16 protein-coding genes and 1 pseudogene are annotated in these 16,625 nt (G+C 60.5%); 11 read left to right on the top strand and 6 right to left on the bottom strand.

Annotated elements, in window-relative coordinates; genetic code table 11:
- Positions 1 to 13: 13 nt before the first annotated feature.
- Positions 14 to 556, top strand: coding sequence for a DUF2058 domain-containing protein (locus D882_RS0114905; RefSeq protein ID WP_027923987.1), 543 nt, complete (start codon positions 14 to 16; stop codon positions 554 to 556).
- 70 nt (positions 557 to 626) lie between these two features.
- On the opposite strand, the gene D882_RS0114910 is transcribed toward D882_RS0114905, so the two are convergent.
- From D882_RS0114910 to D882_RS0114935, 6 genes are all read right to left on the bottom strand, one after another.
- Positions 627 to 815, bottom strand: a complete 189-nt coding sequence (locus D882_RS0114910) for a hypothetical protein (RefSeq protein WP_027923988.1) — start codon at positions 813 to 815, stop codon at positions 627 to 629.
- 300 nt (positions 816 to 1,115) lie between these two features.
- Positions 1,116 to 2,336: a beta-ketoacyl-ACP synthase I gene (fabB, locus tag D882_RS0114915; RefSeq protein WP_027923989.1), complete on the bottom strand. Its 1,221-nt coding sequence runs from the start codon at positions 2,334 to 2,336 to the stop codon at positions 1,116 to 1,118.
- Between the two features lie 11 nt (positions 2,337 to 2,347).
- Positions 2,348 to 2,863, bottom strand: a complete 516-nt coding sequence (fabA, locus tag D882_RS0114920) for a 3-hydroxyacyl-[acyl-carrier-protein] dehydratase FabA (RefSeq protein ID WP_008148022.1) — start codon at positions 2,861 to 2,863, stop codon at positions 2,348 to 2,350.
- A gap of 247 nt (positions 2,864 to 3,110) precedes the next feature.
- On the bottom strand, positions 3,111 to 5,012 hold the full coding sequence (locus D882_RS0114925) for an ATP-binding protein (RefSeq protein ID WP_027923990.1): 1,902 nt from the start codon (positions 5,010 to 5,012) through the stop codon (positions 3,111 to 3,113).
- Positions 5,009 to 5,941: an ABC transporter substrate-binding protein gene (locus D882_RS0114930; protein ID WP_027923991.1), complete on the bottom strand. Its 933-nt coding sequence runs from the start codon at positions 5,939 to 5,941 to the stop codon at positions 5,009 to 5,011. Before D882_RS0114930 ends, D882_RS0114925 begins: the two co-directional genes overlap by 4 nt.
- Positions 5,942 to 8,065 carry a TonB-dependent receptor domain-containing protein gene (locus tag D882_RS0114935; protein WP_027923992.1) on the bottom strand — a complete coding sequence of 708 codons (2,124 nt, stop codon included), beginning with the start codon at positions 8,063 to 8,065 and terminating at the stop codon, positions 5,942 to 5,944. It lies immediately after the preceding gene.
- 197 nt (positions 8,066 to 8,262) lie between these two features.
- On the opposite strand from D882_RS0114935, the gene D882_RS0114940 reads away from it, so the two are divergent.
- From D882_RS0114940 to D882_RS0114985, 10 genes and pseudogenes are all read left to right on the top strand, one after another.
- Positions 8,263 to 9,288 carry an NAD(P)H-dependent glycerol-3-phosphate dehydrogenase gene (locus D882_RS0114940; protein WP_027923993.1) on the top strand — a complete coding sequence of 342 codons (1,026 nt, stop codon included), beginning with the start codon at positions 8,263 to 8,265 and terminating at the stop codon, positions 9,286 to 9,288.
- A 32-nt stretch (positions 9,289 to 9,320) separates the two neighbouring features.
- Positions 9,321 to 9,668, top strand: coding sequence for a DUF4389 domain-containing protein (locus tag D882_RS0114945; RefSeq protein ID WP_027923994.1), 348 nt, complete (start codon positions 9,321 to 9,323; stop codon positions 9,666 to 9,668).
- Positions 9,665 to 10,117 carry a phosphohistidine phosphatase SixA gene (gene sixA, locus D882_RS0114950; protein ID WP_027923995.1) on the top strand — a complete coding sequence of 151 codons (453 nt, stop codon included), beginning with the start codon at positions 9,665 to 9,667 and terminating at the stop codon, positions 10,115 to 10,117. The genes D882_RS0114945 and sixA overlap by 4 nt, the downstream gene beginning before the upstream one ends.
- A 211-nt stretch (positions 10,118 to 10,328) precedes the next feature.
- Positions 10,329 to 11,996 (top strand): AMP-binding protein, encoded by a 1,668-nt coding sequence (locus D882_RS0114955; RefSeq protein ID WP_027923996.1) that lies wholly within the window; start codon positions 10,329 to 10,331, stop codon positions 11,994 to 11,996.
- Positions 11,997 to 12,028: 32 nt separating this feature from the next.
- Positions 12,029 to 12,472 carry a hotdog fold thioesterase gene (locus tag D882_RS0114960; protein ID WP_027923997.1) on the top strand — a complete coding sequence of 148 codons (444 nt, stop codon included), beginning with the start codon at positions 12,029 to 12,031 and terminating at the stop codon, positions 12,470 to 12,472.
- A gap of 269 nt (positions 12,473 to 12,741) precedes the next feature.
- Positions 12,742 to 13,548, top strand: a complete 807-nt coding sequence (locus D882_RS0114965; protein ID WP_027923998.1) for an alpha/beta fold hydrolase — start codon at positions 12,742 to 12,744, stop codon at positions 13,546 to 13,548.
- Positions 13,545 to 14,399: an alpha/beta hydrolase gene (locus tag D882_RS0114970; protein WP_027923999.1), complete on the top strand. Its 855-nt coding sequence runs from the start codon at positions 13,545 to 13,547 to the stop codon at positions 14,397 to 14,399. The genes D882_RS0114965 and D882_RS0114970 overlap by 4 nt, the downstream gene beginning before the upstream one ends.
- Positions 14,400 to 14,449: 50 nt before the next feature.
- A pseudogene (locus D882_RS1000000132690) lies at positions 14,450 to 14,551 on the top strand (glutathione S-transferase); the annotation flags it as partial.
- Between the two features lie 44 nt (positions 14,552 to 14,595).
- Positions 14,596 to 15,402, top strand: coding sequence for a DUF4892 domain-containing protein (locus D882_RS0114980; RefSeq protein ID WP_027924000.1), 807 nt, complete (start codon positions 14,596 to 14,598; stop codon positions 15,400 to 15,402).
- A 67-nt stretch (positions 15,403 to 15,469) separates the two neighbouring features.
- Positions 15,470 to 16,525: an AI-2E family transporter gene (locus tag D882_RS0114985; protein WP_027924001.1), complete on the top strand. Its 1,056-nt coding sequence runs from the start codon at positions 15,470 to 15,472 to the stop codon at positions 16,523 to 16,525.
- The last annotated feature ends 100 nt before the right edge of the window (positions 16,526 to 16,625 follow it).

The raw sequence follows: 16,625 nt of genomic DNA on the forward strand, positions 1-16,625 counted from the left end.
AGAAACAAGCACCATGAGCATTTCCCTTCGCGACCAGTTGCTCAAAGCAGGGCTGGTCAACCAGAAGCAGGCCAAACAGGTCGGCAAAGAGAAGCAGAAACAACAGCGCCTGGCCCACAAAGGCCATATCGAGCTGGATGACTCGCAGCAGCGTGCGGCGCAGGAAGCGAAGGCCGAGAAGGTCAAGCGCGACCAGGAGCTGAACCGTCAGCAGCAGGAAAAAGTCGAGGCCAAGGCCCGCGCCGCGCAGATCAAGCAATTGATCGAAGTCTCGCGTCTGCCGAAGCTGACCACCGAGGACTACTACAACTTCGTTGATGACAAAAAGGTCAAGCGCCTTTGCGTCAACACGCTGATGCGTAATCAGCTCAGCAATGGCTTCCTGGCCATCGTGCACCACGCCGGCGGTTATGAAGTGATCCCGTGTGAAGCGGCGCTGAAGATCCAGGAGCGTGATCCACAACGCATCGTGCAGATGAACGTGAAGACTGAAGAAGTGGCCGCCGAGGACGATCCGTACGCCGCCTACCAGATTCCGGATGATCTGATGTGGTAAGCCGTTAGAGGTTGCAACAACGACAAACCCCGCTCATGGCGGGGTTTGTCGTTTTCAATGCTGTAGTTGCTCAAGCGGAGCGCAACGCCCTTTGCTGCTCCAGTGTTTCCAGTTCGGTTTTGTAGTTGTGCGCGTCAGTCTCGGAATGAAACATCCCCACCAGTAGGTCCTGTTGGTGGACATCCCAAATGCGGATACCAGCGGCTACACCCTCATGGGATTTATGTGAATCGTCGCGTTCAGTTACTTTTACAGTCATCTGCTAGCTCCAATCTCAATTATCTGCACCAAGGCGTGTGCAGGTCTTTGTTATACGTTTTGTTAGCTTGCTAAGTAAACGCTCGGGATTGGTAACGGACAATTGCCGATTCTGCAAAAGTCCTGCAGCCCGCGTAACGCGCGACATTCGGTCGCAGGGCGTTGAGTTTTATGACAAAAGCTTCATGTTCATGAATAACCAAGCTGCTACAGGAACTGCGGTGCATTCACTTTATTAGGGCACAAAAAAAACGCCCCGAACCAGTCGGGGCGTTTTTGTGTGCAGCGAAACGGCGAGGTATTACTTACCTGCCCAACGCTTCAGTACCAGCGTGGCGTTGGTGCCACCGAAACCGAAGCTGTTGCTCATCACGGTGTTGATGGTGGCATTTTCGCGCGTCTTGGTCAGGATTGGCATGTCTGCCACTTCCGGGTCCAGTTCTTCGATGTTGGCGGAACCGGCCATGAAGTTGCCTTCCATCATCAGCATGCAGTAGATCGCTTCGTGAACGCCGGCGGCGCCCAGGGAGTGACCCGACAGACTCTTGGTGGAGCTGATGGCCGGAGCCTTGTCGCCGAACACTTCACGCACACCTTTCATTTCCGCGACGTCGCCGACCGGAGTCGAGGTGCCGTGGGTGTTCAGGTAGTCGATCGGAGCGTCAACGGTGGACATGGCCATCTGCATGCAGCGGATGGCGCCTTCGCCGCTTGGGGCGACCATGTCGTAGCCGTCGGAAGTCGCGCCGTAGCCAACGATTTCCGCGTAGATCTTCGCGCCGCGGGCCAGAGCGTGTTCCAGCTCTTCTACCACGACCATGCCGCCACCGCCGGCGATGACGAAACCGTCACGCTTGGCGTCGTAGGCACGGGAAGCTTTTTCCGGGGTTTCGTTGTACTGGCTGGACAGTGCGCCCATGGCGTCGAACAGGAACGACTGGCTCCAATGCTCTTCTTCGCCGCCGCCAGCGAACACGACGTCCTGCTTGCCCATCTGGATCTGTTCCATGGCGTTGCCGATGCAGTGAGCACTGGTGGCGCAGGCAGAAGCGATGGAGTAGTTCAGGCCCTTGATCTTGAACGGGGTGGCCAGGCAAGCGGAAACGGTGCTGCTCATGGTCCGCGTTACACGGTACGGGCCAACGCGCTTCACGCCTTTCTCGCGCAGGATGTCCAGCGCTTCCATCTGGTTCAGCGTGGAGGCGCCACCGGAACCGGCGATCAGGCCGGTACGCGGGTTGGAGACTTGCTCATCGGTCAGACCGGAGTCGGTGATGGCGTCTTTCATGGCCAGGTAGGCGTAAGCCGCCGCGTGGCCAACGAAGCGATAGATCTTGCGATCGATCAGTTCTTCGAGGGGAAGGTCGATGGAGCCGGAAACCTGGCTACGCAGACCCATTTCGGCATATTCCGGGTTGAACCGGATGCCAGGGCGACTTGCACGCAGGTTAGCGGAGACGGTCTCTTTGTCATTGCCCAGGCACGAAACGATGCCCAGACCAGTGATAACGACGCGGCGCATGCGGATAACCCTTAGAAGTTGTCAGTGGAGGTGAAAACGCCGACCCGAAGGCCTTCGGCGGTGTAGATCTCGCGGCCGTCGACGCTGACCGAACCGTCGGCAATGGCCAGGTTCAGTTTGCCTTTCAACACGCGCTTGATCTGAATGTTATAGGTGACTTTTTTGGCGGTCGGCAGGACCTGGCCGAAGAATTTCACTTCGCCCGAACCCAGCGCACGGCCACGGCCCGGCAGGCCTTGCCAGCCGAGGAAGAAGCCGACCAATTGCCACATGGCGTCAAGGCCCAGGCAGCCCGGCATCACCGGATCACCTTCGAAGTGGCAGGCGAAAAACCACAGGTCCGGAGTGATATCCAGCTCGGCGACCAATTCACCTTTGCCGTACTTGCCACCCTCGGCACTGATATGGGTGATGCGATCCACCATCAGCATGTTCGGGGCGGGCAGTTGTGCGTTACCTGGGCCGAACAGCTCACCGCGACTGCAGCGCAGCAGGTCTTCCCGAGTAAAGGCGTTTTGTTGGGTCATGCGAGCTCCTCAATAGTCCCATGCGGCAGGGTGGGGCAAATCTCCCGGCCGATCGAGGCGTTCATGCCTCGAGTCAGCAGCCTACTCATAGACTATTGCGTTGTGGTGAAAGTCACAGCACCAAGGACATGAATGTACACTTGTGCACTGAAATTATTATTCAAGCCCCTTTTCGGGCCTGTTCGGGTGCCTAAGACTGCCGCACTTTCGCCTTTCACGCCAGTCGCAGATGGTCGAAAGGCCTGTACTACTGCACCCAGCGCTGCAGAATTTGCTGCAAATCCGTTCGTTTGAAGGGCTTGGCCAAGTAATCGTTCATGCCCGCCGACAAACAGGCTTCGCGATCGCCCTGCAGCGCATTGGCGGTCAAGGCGATGATCGGCAAGTCCGCACAGCCGGGCAATTGGCGAATCTGTCGGGTCGCTTCATAGCCGTCGATGATCGGCAGTCGGCAGTCCATCAGGATCGCTTCAAAAATCAGGCTTTCGGCGCTACGCACGGCCTGCGCGCCGTCGGTGGCGACGTTGACAGTAAAGCCCAGGCTGCGCAACATTGCTTCGATCACGGTCTGATTGACCGGGTTGTCTTCGACCAGCAACACGTTATGCCCCGCGCCATCCTCATTGCCGGTCTGCGCCCTCGGGGCCAGCACCGGAAGCGTCTGTTTATAGAGAGCTAGCGGAATTTCCAGGGTAAACACCGAGCCCTGGCCTTCTTCGCTCTGCGCCCGCAAGGTGCCGCCCATGCGTTCAGCCAACGTGCGGGCAATCGGCAGCCCCAGGCCGGTGCCCCCGTAGCGTCGTGAGATGGAGCTGTCGGCCTGCTGGAAGGCATTGAACATCAGCTCCAGGCTTTCAGCGCAAATGCCAATGCCGCTGTCGCGCACGGTGCAGGTGAACCACAGCAGTTCGTGGTCCAGCGATTGCCACTGCGGTTCGATGCTGACGCGGCCATGCTCGGTGAACTTCAAGGCATTGCCGACCAGGTTGACCAGAATCTGCCGGATGCGTGTCGGATCGCCTTGAACCTGGAGGGCGCGCATGTCGTCGGGGATCAGCAACTGCAGATCGAGCCCGCGTTGCGCCGCGCTGTGCTGGAACGATTGGGCGCAACTGACGATCAGGTCCGCGAGATTGAACGGGATGTGCTCGAGTTCCAGTTCCGAACGCTCGATGCGTGAGAAGTCGAGAATGTCGTTGATGACCTTGAGCAGGTGTTCGGTGGACTCCGAGGCCAGTGCCGCGTATTCGAGCTGCTCTTCGGTCATGTCGGTGGTTTCGAGCAATTGCAGCATGCCGAGTACGCCATTCATCGGCGTGCGCAGTTCATGGCTCATCATCGCCAGGAAATCAGACTTGGCATTGTTGGCCTTTTCCGCTTCCTCGCGTGTCTGGATCAACTGCGCCATCGCCTGATGCTGTTCGCGACTGGCTTGTTCGAGGCCGCTGGCGAGGTTGTTGATGTGTTGCGACAGCGCGCCCAGCTCGGTGTCGTCGACAATCGGCAAGGGGCGTGTGTAATCGCCTTCCTGGATGGCCTTCACCGCGTTGCCAATGTCGCGAATCGGTTGCGACAGGCTGCCCGCCAGGCGCCGTGCCACCAGAAAGGTAAACAGCAGGGCGAACAGGGCGAGGATCGCGGCTTTCAACAGGATTTCCTGCTGACGCTGGTTGAAGGCGTCATTCGACAGACCGACGATCACCCGGCCCAGATAGTCCTCGGAGGGGCCGGTGCTCGAGGCTTTGGAGCCCTGGAAAAAATCATTGTTGAGCGCGATCCGCTGCAACCGCACCGGTGCCTGGAACACTTCAACCTGCTGCGAGCGTCGGTGGGTTTCCGAGGGTTGCTCGACGTACACCAGAATCCGGTTGGCGTTGTCCTGGACCTCCAGGAAACGCACGTTCGGCGTGGCGAGTGTCGCCTTGAGCAAGCTTTCGAGCACCTCGTTGTTACCCGAAATCACCCCGTATTCGGTGGCGGGAGCCAATTGGTTGGCGATCAACTGCCCGGTGTGATTGAGCTCCTGACGCAGGTCCTGAATCCGTACGAACGTAAAAAAACTGATCAGCACCAATGTCAGCAACAGGGCCGGGCCAAGGCTGATCATTTGGGTGCGGGTATTGATGTCCCAAGGGCGTCGGAAGGTCATGGGCGGCTTTCTCCTTCAGCCAGCTGGAGGGCGGCAGATGCGTCATCAATCTGCTCAATACCTAATGAACGAGCCACTTGCGGGTTACTTGAGACTTTGAAGTGTTGCGGGTAAAGCGCGCGCGGCCAGCTCGTCGGTGGCAGGTCGAGCAATTCGTCGAGCACTTGCAGCCAGTCGCTCTGATCGCTGTAAGTGCTGGCCAGGCTGCCGGCCTTGACGAACGCGGCATTCGGGCCGACCAAGGCCAGTTGCCGGGAATAGCTGCTCAACAGCAGATTTTTTGCGGTTTTCGGGTTGTACAGGTCGGGATCGTCGAGGCCCAGCAGCACGTCGCAGTTTTTCAGCAAATCCTGCAAGGGGCGACTGTCATTGGTGTTATCCCAGCGCTCGGCGACCACATCAAGACTTTCCCCCAGGGCGGCCAGACGCATTTCTTTCAGCAGGAATTCACTGTGACTGTCGAACAGCACGCCGACGCGCCGCGCCTGGGGCAGGATCAGTCGGGTCAGGCGCAATTGCCGATCCAGTGGCGGATCACTCCAGAGCAGGCTGAGGTGTGGTGGAAAGTTCACGCCGAAACGTTGTTGGGCTTGCAGGCGACTGATGCGCAGTACCAGCGTCGTCGGCCCCTGGGCCTCTTGCTGACGCCAGTCGAGGCTCGGCAGATCCAGCAGGATCAGGCGCGTGGCGGCAGGCAGTTTACCTGGCGAGGGGAGACTCGCCAGTAGTTGGAAGCGGACGTTGTCGGTGGGGCGCATCTCGCTCAATGCATGGACGAAGGACTGCACGCCGGGGCTGTCTTCGGTGCCGGTCAACAGAATGTCTGCAGCCTGTATCGGCAGGGCGCCGAGCAGGCAGCCAACCGCCAGGCACAACCCGGCCAGCAGGCGACCCGGTCGCGGCGACTTCCATGACAGGCGACGGCGCATTTAAAACGTCAGCTCCGCGCTGAAGTAAACCACTCGACGCTCGTCGTAGTTGTTGTCGACAAAGGTGGTGGGTTGATTGTCCAGGCGTTGCTGAAGGATGCCGGCCAGTTCCAGGTTGGCCTTGCCCAAACCGAGGCGTTTGGCGATGCGGGTGTCGACCCGCTCGAAGCGATAGCCGTTGAGCGCATCGTCGCCATAGTAGAAGAGGGCGCTGCTCCAGCCCTGTCCCCAGTTGCGCAGCCAACCGGCGGAGCCGCTGTTGCGCGCGGTCTGTTGCTCATCCAGCGGATTACTGGCGTCGGTGTCCACGTAGGCATAGGTCAGGCGCAGGCGGTCAGCGCTGCCTAGGCGCCAGTCCAGTTGCGTTTCCGCCCCGGTGAAGCGCGAGGTGTTGGAGTTGCTGGCGATGTACTGATTGTTGCGCAGCGGTTCGCTGATCATGCCGTTGATTTCGTCGTAGAACAGCTTCACATCGACGCTCAGCCCCAGTTCGACGAAGTAGCCGTTGTAGCCCAGCTCTCGCGAGCGCATGCGTTCCTTGTCGAGGTCGCCGGGCCCACGGGTCTTGACGAAATAGCGGGCGCTGGTCTGGCCGTAAGCGGTGGGCCGCAGGTTGGTCACCTGGTAACTCCAGTTGACGTTGTTCTCGAACATGTCCGGTGAGCGAATCGCTTCCGAATACACGGCACGCAAGCCATGACGCGGGTTGATCAGGTAATTGACCGCCACGCGCGGGGTCAGTGAGCTGCCGGTCAATTGCGTGTCTTCGAACATCGCCCCGCCCTGCAACAACCAGTGCTCGGTGGCACGCCATTCCAGCTGGCCGAACGTGCGCCACGTGGTGTCGTCGAGCGTGCCATTGAAGTAGGTCTCGGAATCGGCCCGGTCGTAACGATAGTTCATGCCGCTGACCAGTCGCAGGCTGTCGGACAGGCTGAGGGTGTCCTGCACTTCGAGGTCGTAGCGCGATTCCCGGGCGCTCTGGTCGATGTCGCCACAGAGTGTTTGCCGGGCGCCGTTTTTCCATTGCCCCAGCACCTGATTGGCCAGAGCTTGTTCCGCTGGCGTGCCCAGAGGTGCGCCGGGACCGGTGAAGCGATCCATGTTGCGCGCCAGGCGTTCGGTGTAATTCGGGTTGAGCTGCCAAAGCTGGGTCAGCTCCGGGCTGAACGACGCTTCGGCATCACAGGCGCGCCAGGTTTGCTGGCGATCCCAGTGTTGGGCCGAGCCTTGGACATACAGGCTGTGATCGGGATTGAGGTCCAGGTTCCAGCGCAGCGAGCCGGCGTAATCTTTGGCGGCGACGTCGGAATTGTCCCCGGCGGCGGTAATCCCCGGGAACACCGGGCGGTAGGTATACGGTCGCTGGTTGGTGCCTTCCTTCGCATTCAATTGCCAGTCGATGCTTTGGTTTTGCGCGAGCGTCTGGCTGACCGCAAGGTTGAAGCGGTTCAGGCGACGGCTGTCCCGATAATCGGCCCCGTTGCGGTCCGAATCGAAACCGTCGTCTTGCTGCCCCGACAGTGACAGACGCAAGTCGCCGCCGTCCCAGCCGGTGCCCTGGCTGGCGTAATAGTCGTTGATGCCGCGTTGACCACGGGTGACTTTCACGCGGGTGCCATGGCTGTTGGCCGGGTTGCGCGTGATGATATTGACCACGGCCATCAGCGCGTTGGCGCCGTAGCTGACGGTGTTCGGGCCGCGAAACACTTCGATGCGCTCAATGTCCTCCATGGCCACCGGAATATCGCTCCAGTCCACCGTGGCCAGGCCTGCGCGGTACACCGAGCGACCGTCGATCAGCACTTGCAGGCGGCGGGCCTCAGTGGCGTTGGTGCCGTGGTAGTTCACGGTGGCCTGGTTGCCGCTGATGTTGCCGACCATCATGCCCGGCACCAGTCGCAACAATTCGCTGATGTCCCGTGCGCCGCTGGCGTTGATCAATTCGCTGTCAATCACCGTCATGCTCCCCGGAACTGCGGCCGGCGATTGCTTCAGGCGTGTCGCCGTCAGCACTTGCGGGAGCGGTTCGTTGTCGAGGAACAAATCGTCGGCCAGCAAGGACGGGCTGAACATCAGCGCCAGGACCAGCGGCGAACGGGATGATGGAGAACCAAGCGACACGTCATACCCTTTGATCGTGAGGAGTTGGCGCGCATGTTAACCGAGCGCGGTCACTTTTCCATTCACGATGCCGGCATTTTCCTCGTATTTATTGGTCTTCTTCCTACAAGTGTTGGTAATTGACGCAGGGGCTGGCCGCCACGGGGGCGCTCCGTATAATGCCGACATCGCCACTGGTATGGATTAACGGATTGCATATGACTGAACAGCGCCCAATTGCGGTCCTGGGAGGCGGAAGTTTTGGTACCGCCGTGGCAAATCTGCTGGCCGAAAACGGGCATCAGGTCCGGCAGTGGATGCGAGACCCCGAACAGGCCGAGGCCATCCGGGTCAATCGCGAGAACCCGCGTTACCTCAAAGGCATCAAGATTCTCCCGGCGGTAGAACCGGTGACAGACTTGCAAGCCACGCTGGACGCCTGCGACCTGTGTTTCGTCGCGCTGCCCTCCAGTGCCCTGCGTTCGGTCCTGGTCCCGCATGCCGCACAGTTGAGCGGCAAACTGCTGGTCAGCCTGACCAAAGGCATCGAAGCCCACACCTTCAAGCTGATGAGCGAGATCCTCGAGGAAATCGCTCCGCAAGCGCGCATCGGCGTGCTGTCCGGACCGAACCTGGCCCGTGAAATCGCCGAACACGCGCTGACCGCGACGGTGGTCGCCAGCGAAGACGAAGAGCTGTGTCAGCGAGTTCAGGAAGCGCTGCATGGCCGGACTTTTCGCGTGTACGCCAGCGCCGACCGCTTTGGCGTCGAGTTGGGCGGGGCGCTGAAAAACGTCTACGCGATCATTGCCGGCATGGCCGTGGCGCTGGGCATGGGCGAAAACACCAAGAGCATGCTGATCACTCGAGCACTGGCGGAAATGACCCGTTTTGCAGTGAATCAGGGCGCCAACCCGATGACCTTCCTCGGTCTTGCCGGGGTGGGCGATTTGATCGTCACCTGCTCGTCGCCGAAAAGCCGCAATTACCAGGTCGGGTTCGCCCTCGGCCAGGGCCTGAGCCTGGAGGAAGCGGTGACGCGTCTGGGTGAAGTCGCCGAAGGCGTGAACACGCTCAAAGTGCTCAAGGCCAAGGCTCAGGAGGTGGGCGTCTATATGCCGCTGGTCGCCGGGCTGCACGCGATCCTGTTCGAAGGGCGCACGCTAAATCAAGTGATTGAGCTGTTGATGCGCGGCGAACCGAAAACCGACGTCGACTTCATCTCGACCAGCGGTTTCAACTAAGCACGCTTTGTAAATAAGCAGGGGAGCACGACATGAACGATCCGAAAATGGAAACCAAGTACGAGTCCATCCTGCTGCGGGTGCTGTGGATGATTGTCTTCGTGCTGGTCTGGCAAGTGGCGCAGTTCATCCTGGGCGCGGTAGTGCTGGTGCAACTGATCTATCGTTTGTTCTATGGCGCCCCGAGCGCCAGCCTGATGAACTTTGGCGACAGCCTGAGCCAGTTCCTGGCGCAGATCGGTCGTTTCGGCAGCTTCCACAGCGACCAGAAACCCTGGCCGTTCGCCGACTGGCCGACGCCGCGTACACCGGAAGGTGAAGCGCCGCATGTTGTGGCGCCCGCGCCGCATCCGGCCCGAGATGAGGAACCCAAGCTATGAAACTCTGGGTATTGCGTCATGGTGAAGCTGAACCGTACGGCTCGCGTCCTGATTCCGAGCGAGCGCTGACTCTTCGTGGTCGCGAAGAAGTGCTGCGCAGTGCGGCCGAGTTGATCGGTCAGCCGATTACCGCGATCTACGCCAGCCCTTACCTGCGTGCGCAACAGACCGCGCAGTTGGTGCGCGACGCGCTGGGGTTCGAACCGAACATCCGCACCGTCGAGTGGCTGACGCCCGACAACCGCCCGCAAGCGGTGTCGGAGCAGTTGGTGTCGGTGGATAACGCGCTGTTGGTCAGCCACAACCCGCTGGTGGGCAATCTGCTCGGTTACCTGCAACACGGTCACCTGCAAGAGCCGGAAACCGTCAAGACCGCCGGCCTGGCAGAGCTAGAAGGTGACCTGCCGCCGGCCGGCGCCATGAAACTCAAGGGCATCAAACACCCTTAGCACTGTCGGTACAGGGCATCAATGTGGGAGCGAGGCTTGCCCGCGATTGCATCGACGCGGTCTGATTCATAAACCGCAGCGCCTGCATCGCGGGCAAGCCCGGGTCCTACAGGGGGCTGCGGTGTTGCTGATATTTGTAATGAAATAGTCAACCAAGCAACCGCTTGGTTGACTACGCTTGCTCCAGACCAAAAATTCAGGAGCGAGTCGCATGTCTGCTGCTTTTCGTTTGCCGCTGGATGTTTTCTACGAGCGTGAGGCCCGTCATCCACGCCAGCGTTTTCTGGTCCAGCCCACGGGTGGCGGGCAAGTTGAAACACTGACCTGGGCCGACGTCGGCCATCAGGCTCGCTGCGCCGCGCACTGGCTGCGCGCTCGTGAATTGCCGCAAGGCAGCCACATCGCACTGATCTCGAAAAACTGTGCCCACTGGATCATCGCCGACCTGGCGATCTGGATGGCCGGGCATGTCTCGGTGCCGTTGTACCCCAACCTGACCGCCGAATCGGTGGCCCAGGTACTCGATCATTCCGAAGCAGCGCTGGCGTTTATCGGCAAGCTCGATGACTGGCCAAGCATGTCCCTCGGCGTCAGACCTGAGCTGCCGACGATCAGTCTGCCGTTGCACCCACCGGGCACCTTCGATTTCAGCTGGGCCGACCTGCAACGCAGCTCACCCATCCAGGATGACCCCACGCCGGCAGCCGATCAGTTGGCCACTATCATTTACACCTCCGGCACCACCGGCCTGCCCAAAGGCGTGATGCACAGTTTCGGCAATCTGGGGTTCGCCACCACCCGCGGTACGCAGCTATTCGGCCTCAACGAGTCGGACCGGCTGTTGTCCTACCTGCCGCTGTGCCATGTGGCCGAGCGGATGTTCGTTGAGTTGGCGTCGATTTACACCGGGCAGACGGTGTTTTTTGCCGAGAGTCTCGACACCTTCCTGACGGATTTAAAGCGCGCCCGGCCTACTGCCTTGTTCGGTGTGCCGCGGATCTGGACCAAATTCCAGATGGGCGTGTACAGCAAGATCCCGGCAAAACGCCTGGATTTTCTGCTCGGGCTGCCCTTCATCGGCAAGCGGGTCGGGCATAAAGTCCTCGCCGGGCTGGGGCTGGACGCGTTGCGCGTTGCCTTGTCCGGCGCTGCGCCCGTGCCACAAACCTTGCTGCTGTGGTACCGCAAACTGGGGCTGGACGTGCTGGAGGTCTACGGCATGACCGAGAGCTGCGGCTATTCGCACATTGGCCGGCCCGGCGAGAACAAGTCCGGCTGGATCGGCAAGCCGTGCCCTGAGGTAGAAGTGCGGATCGACGAATCGGGCGAGGTCATGGTGCGCAGCGGCGCGACCATGCTCGGCTATTTCAAGGAACCACAGAAAACCGCTGAAACCATCACCGGGGACGGCTTCCTGCGCACCGGCGACAAGGGTGAGGAAGACGCCGAAGGCAACCTGCGCCTGACCGGACGCCTGAAAGAAATTTTCAAGACCAGCAAGGGCAAGTACGTCGCGCCGGCACCGATTGAAAATCGCCTGGCGGTGCATTCGCGGATTGAACAAGTGTGCGTGGTCGGTGACGGTTTGAGTGCACCGCTGGGGCTGTGCGTGCTATCGGCGGTCGGGCAGCAGGACGCCAGCGGCACGGCGAGGGCGGGGCTGCACTCAAGCCTGGAAAAACTCCTGGATGAGGTCAATGGCGTCCTCGACAAACACGAGCGTTTGCGGCGTCTGGTGGTGGTCAAGGACAGCTGGGCCGTGGAAAACGGCTTCCTGACGCCAACACTGAAGATCAAGCGCAACGTGATCGAAGCGGCTTACGGCGACCGCTTCGAAGAATGGAGCGAGCGCAGCGAGGCGGTGCTGTGGCAGGATTGAGCCACGAACAAAACCAACAAAGGAAAGCAGCGATGAGTCTGTGGCGTACCACTCCCAACATCGAGCAGTTGAACGCGATCCAGAAAAACACCATCGGCGAAGTGCTGGATATCCGCTTCGAAGCGTTTGACGAAGGCTCCCTGACCGCGAGCATGGTCATTGACCACCGCACTCACCAGCCTTACGGCCTGCTGCACGGCGGCGCGTCGGTGGTGCTGGCCGAAACGGTCGGCTCAATGGCCAGCTACCTGTGCATCGACGCCAGCAAGTTTTACTGCGTGGGCCTGGAAATCAACGCCAACCACCTGCGCGGCCTGCGCAGTGGGCGGGTGACGGCCGTGGCCACGCCCATCCACATTGGCCGCACGACACACGTCTGGGACATCCGCTTGACCAGCGATGAAGGCAAGGCCAGTTGCGTGTCGCGCCTGACCATGGCGGTCGTGCCGCTGGGGGAGAACCCGCCGGCCCGCTAAACGAAGCCTGCATCCGCCTCGTATAGCTGCTGTCGAGCCCCGGCGAGGCTGCGCTCGGCTGCGAAGCCGTCGTGAAATCTACCAACGCGGTGTTTCAGGTTGACCGCGAACGCAGCCTCGCCAAGGCTCGACAGCTGCTACAGGGATCTTCATCAGCGTTTCGGTATTGCCCTGACCGGACTGTCATCATTCCTGTCACTTACAGTCATTGCTGTCAGCCGTCGTCTTACGGACAATCAACGCCTGTTCTCGCTCATGGATTTGCCGGTATGTCGCAACAGATATTTTTCGCCCACGCCAATGGCTTTCCTTCCGGAACCTACGGCAAGTTGTTCGCGGCGCTGGCGCCCGAGTATCAGGTGACGCATCTGGAGCAGCACGCTCATGACCCGCGTTTTCCCGCGGACGACAATTGGTACAACCTGGTGGACGAACTGATCCATCACCTCAAGCAGCAAGCGGAACCGGTGTGGGGCGTCGGCCATTCCTTTGGGGGCGTGCTGCACTTGCACGCGGCCTTGCGTTGCCCGGAGTTGTATCGCGGCGTGGTGATGCTCGATTCACCGGTCCTGACCCGCACCGATCAATGGGTCATTCGCGCCGCCAAGCGTTTCGGCTTCATCGACCGCTTGACCCCGGCCGGCCGTACCCTGGGGCGCCGAGAAGAATTCGCCGACCTCGAAAGTGCGCGTAGCTACTTCTCAGGCAAAACCTTGTTCCGCAGTTTTGACCCGGAATGCTTTGACGCCTACTTGCAACACGGTTTGCACAAGGTGGGTGACACACTGCGCCTGCGCTTCGATCCTGCCACGGAAATCAGCATCTACCGTGGCGTGCCCCACACCAGCCCCGGTCGCACGCGTCAGCTGAAAGTGCCGCTGGCGGTGGTGCGCGGGCACAAGAGCCGCGTGGTGATGCGTCATCACGCCAGCGCTGTCGGACGCATGCCGCAGGGTGAATCTCTGACGCTGCCCGGCGGTCATATGTTTCCTCTCGAACGTCCACACGACACGGCCACGCTGCTGAAAACCCTGTTCAGCCGATGGGACGGTCGCCGTCAAAAGGATTGCGCATGAGCAATGCCGTCGAAGAAGTCCGTCTGAGCCTGCCGCACATCGAGTTGGCGGCACACTTGTTCGGTCCTGAAGACGGCTTGCCGGTGATTGCGCTGCATGGCTGGCTGGACAATGCCAACAGCTTTGCCCGACTGGCGCCCAAGCTCAAAGGCTTGCGCATCATCGCCCTGGACATGGCCGGTCACGGTCATTCCGGGCATCGCCCGCCTGGCGCCGGTTACGCGATGTGGGATTACGCCCATGATGTGTTGCAAGTCGCCGAACAACTGGGCCTCAAGCGGTTTGCACTGATGGGGCACTCCATGGGGGCTATCGCCTCGTTGATCATTGCCGGGTCGATGCCGGAGCGCGTCACACACCTGGCGTTGATCGACGGCCTCATTCCTCCTACAGACAAAGGCGAAAATGCCGCCGAGCGCATGGGCATGGCCCTGCAAGCGCAGCTGGATTTGCGGGAGAAGCAAAAACCGGTCTACAACACCCTCGATCGCGCCATCGAAGCGCGCATGAAGGGGTTGGTGGCGGTCAGTCGCGAAGCCGCCGAGCTGCTGGCCCAGCGCGGCTTGATGCCCGTGCCGGGCGGTTACACCTGGCGCACCGACAACCGCCTGACGCTGCCATCGCCGCTGCGTCTGACCACCGAACAGGCCATGGCTTTTGTCCAGCGAGTCAGTTGTCCGGCCAAACTGGTGGTCGCGGCCGACGGCATGCTCGCCAAGCATTCCGAGTTGCTGGAACGTCTACCCTTTAGCCGTGAACAGCTGCCAGGCGGTCATCATTTGCACCTGAATGACGAAACCGGCGCCGACCTTGTCGCAGACTGTTTCAATCGGTTCTTCGCCGTTCCTTGACTTGCGCCGGGCAACTGTCGAGGCTGGGCGGGTTGAAATGGGAGACAACCATGATAGATCGCTATACCGCTGCGACCCCGAACGGCCACAAGGTCTCTATCGTGATCGAGGAACCCGGCCTGCATGCGCCGGATTTCGACAAAAAGGAACGAACGTTAAAAGGGGCTCAGGCCATGCTGATCCGATGAGCCTGTCCATGCGTTCACTCAGTCTGCTGGCGTTGTGCTGTTTCAGTCCTTTATCGTTTGCCGCGGATGTCCCCGGCAGTCAGGACTTGCCGATCCTGCCGCGCATGGAAGATGCGCAGATCGTTGATTATCGTCCGGCCGTCGAGCTCGAACGGATTTACCCCCTGGGTTCGATCCGCAAGATCAGTGGCCAGTTGCGCTTTGACGGTCAGGTCACGGCACGCGGGCAAACCACCTCGGTCACCTATGAGTTGCCGCCGGAGCACTCCTCCACCGAAGCCTTTACCGCCGCGCGGGAAGCCTTGCAAAAACAGGGCGCCGAGTTGCTGTTCTGGTGCCAGGCCCGCGATTGCGGCGAAAGCAGCCTGTGGGCCAACGAAGTCTTCGGCAATGCCAAGCTCTACGGTGCCGACGATCAACAGGCGTATTTGCTGCTGAGATTGGCGGCGCCACAGGACAATTCGCTGGTGGCGCTTTACAGCATCACTCGCGGCAACCGCAAAGCCTACCTGCATGTCGAGCAATTCGATGCGGCGGCGCCGTTGGGCGACTTGTTGCCGACGTCGGCCACTCTGCTGCGTCAGCTTAAAAGCACCGGTGAACTCGATTTCCCGAAACTGAACGCTGATCCCGACGACACGTGGCTGCGTCTGATTTCACGCGGACTGAACCTGGACACCACCTTGCGAGTCAGTGTTTCCGGTGCCAAGGCTGAGGCTTGGCGTCAGGCATTGATTGCTCAGGGCGTGCGTGCGGCGCGACTGGAAGGCGGCACCGTCGAAGGCTCTGGCCTGCACATCGAGCTGTTGCGATAAGCTGCACAGGCGAATGCGCACGGCGCATTCGTCTACCCTTTGTTGACTGATTTTTTCGAGACTTTACATGCCCAATAATGATCGGCTGTTGGTGCAGATTCTGCTCCTGGTGCTGTTTGGTGCGAGCTTCTGGGTGATGGCGCCGTTCTGGTCGGCGCTGTTCTGGGGCGCGGTGCTGGCGTTTGCCAGTTGGCCGCTGATGCGTTTGTTGACCCGCTGGCTCAATGGCCGCGAATCCTTGGCGGCAGCGCTGCTGACCCTCGGCTGGATGTTACTGGTGGCCGTGCCGCTGGTATGGCTGGGGTTCAACCTGGCCGACCATGTGCGTGACGCCACGGTGTTTATCAAGGATGTACAAGTCGAAGGCCTGCCGCAGGCGCCTGACTGGTTAGGCAGTGTTCCCTTTGTGGGCGCACGGCTGGTGGTGGTCTGGAACAGCATCGATGAACAGGGCGCGGCGATGATGGTCGCGCTCAAGCCTTATCTGGGGCAGGTCGGTAACTGGCTGCTGGCGCGCAGTGCGCAGATCGGCGGCGGGATTCTCGAGCTGACACTGAGCATCGTGTTTGTGTTCTTTTTCTACCGCGACGGCCCGCGTCTGGCGATCTTTGTTCATGGGTTGCTGGAGCGCCTGATCGGCGAGCGTGCCGGGTATTACATTGATCTGGTGGCGGGCACGGTGCAGCGGGTGGTGAACGGCGTGATCGGTACGGCAGCGGCGCAGGCCGTGCTGGCACTGATCGGGTTCCTGATCGCCGGGGTGCCGGGAGCCTTGGTACTGGGCATCGTGACCTTCCTGCTCAGTCTGATTCCGATGGGGCCACCGCTGGTGTGGATTCCGGCAACGGCGTGGCTGGCGTGGAAAGGTGAGTACGGGATGGCGGTGTTCCTGGGAATCTGGGGCATGTTCATCATCAGTGGCGTCGACAACGTGCTCAAGCCGTACCTGATCAGCCGGGGCGGGAATCTGCCGTTGGTGATTGTGCTGCTGGGGGTGTTCGGCGGGTTGATTGCGTTTGGTTTTATCGGGCTGTTTATCGGGCCGACGTTGTTGGCGGTGGCATACAGCTTGCTGACTGACTGGAGCAAGAGTCAGGCTCGGGTAGAAGATCGCCGCCCTTAGATTTTTGTATTCAGGCTTATGGCCCCATCGCGAGCTGGCTCACGCCTACACTGGATCTGTGTCGTTCACAAATCCCCTGTAGGCGTGAGCCTGCTCGCGA

It is taken from the genome of Pseudomonas sp. URMO17WK12:I12 (assembly GCF_000514395.1).
GTDB lineage: Bacteria > Pseudomonadota > Gammaproteobacteria > Pseudomonadales > Pseudomonadaceae > Aquipseudomonas > Aquipseudomonas mucoides.

Coding starts and splice junctions, on each gene's coding strand:
- D882_RS0114905 (WP_027923987.1), top strand. CDS start 14: ATGAGCATTTCCCTTCGCGACCAGTTGCTCAAAGCAGGGCTGGTCAAC.
- D882_RS0114910 (WP_027923988.1), bottom strand. CDS start 815: ATGACTGTAAAAGTAACTGAACGCGACGATTCACATAAATCCCATGAG.
- fabB (WP_027923989.1), bottom strand. CDS start 2,336: ATGCGCCGCGTCGTTATCACTGGTCTGGGCATCGTTTCGTGCCTGGGC.
- fabA (WP_008148022.1), bottom strand. CDS start 2,863: ATGACCCAACAAAACGCCTTTACTCGGGAAGACCTGCTGCGCTGCAGT.
- D882_RS0114925 (WP_027923990.1), bottom strand. CDS start 5,012: ATGACCTTCCGACGCCCTTGGGACATCAATACCCGCACCCAAATGATC.
- D882_RS0114930 (WP_027923991.1), bottom strand. CDS start 5,941: ATGCGCCGTCGCCTGTCATGGAAGTCGCCGCGACCGGGTCGCCTGCTG.
- D882_RS0114940 (WP_027923993.1), top strand. CDS start 8,263: ATGACTGAACAGCGCCCAATTGCGGTCCTGGGAGGCGGAAGTTTTGGT.
- D882_RS0114945 (WP_027923994.1), top strand. CDS start 9,321: ATGAACGATCCGAAAATGGAAACCAAGTACGAGTCCATCCTGCTGCGG.
- sixA (WP_027923995.1), top strand. CDS start 9,665: ATGAAACTCTGGGTATTGCGTCATGGTGAAGCTGAACCGTACGGCTCG.
- D882_RS0114955 (WP_027923996.1), top strand. CDS start 10,329: ATGTCTGCTGCTTTTCGTTTGCCGCTGGATGTTTTCTACGAGCGTGAG.
- D882_RS0114960 (WP_027923997.1), top strand. CDS start 12,029: ATGAGTCTGTGGCGTACCACTCCCAACATCGAGCAGTTGAACGCGATC.
- D882_RS0114965 (WP_027923998.1), top strand. CDS start 12,742: ATGTCGCAACAGATATTTTTCGCCCACGCCAATGGCTTTCCTTCCGGA.
- D882_RS0114970 (WP_027923999.1), top strand. CDS start 13,545: ATGAGCAATGCCGTCGAAGAAGTCCGTCTGAGCCTGCCGCACATCGAG.
- D882_RS0114980 (WP_027924000.1), top strand. CDS start 14,596: ATGCGTTCACTCAGTCTGCTGGCGTTGTGCTGTTTCAGTCCTTTATCG.
- D882_RS0114985 (WP_027924001.1), top strand. CDS start 15,470: ATGCCCAATAATGATCGGCTGTTGGTGCAGATTCTGCTCCTGGTGCTG.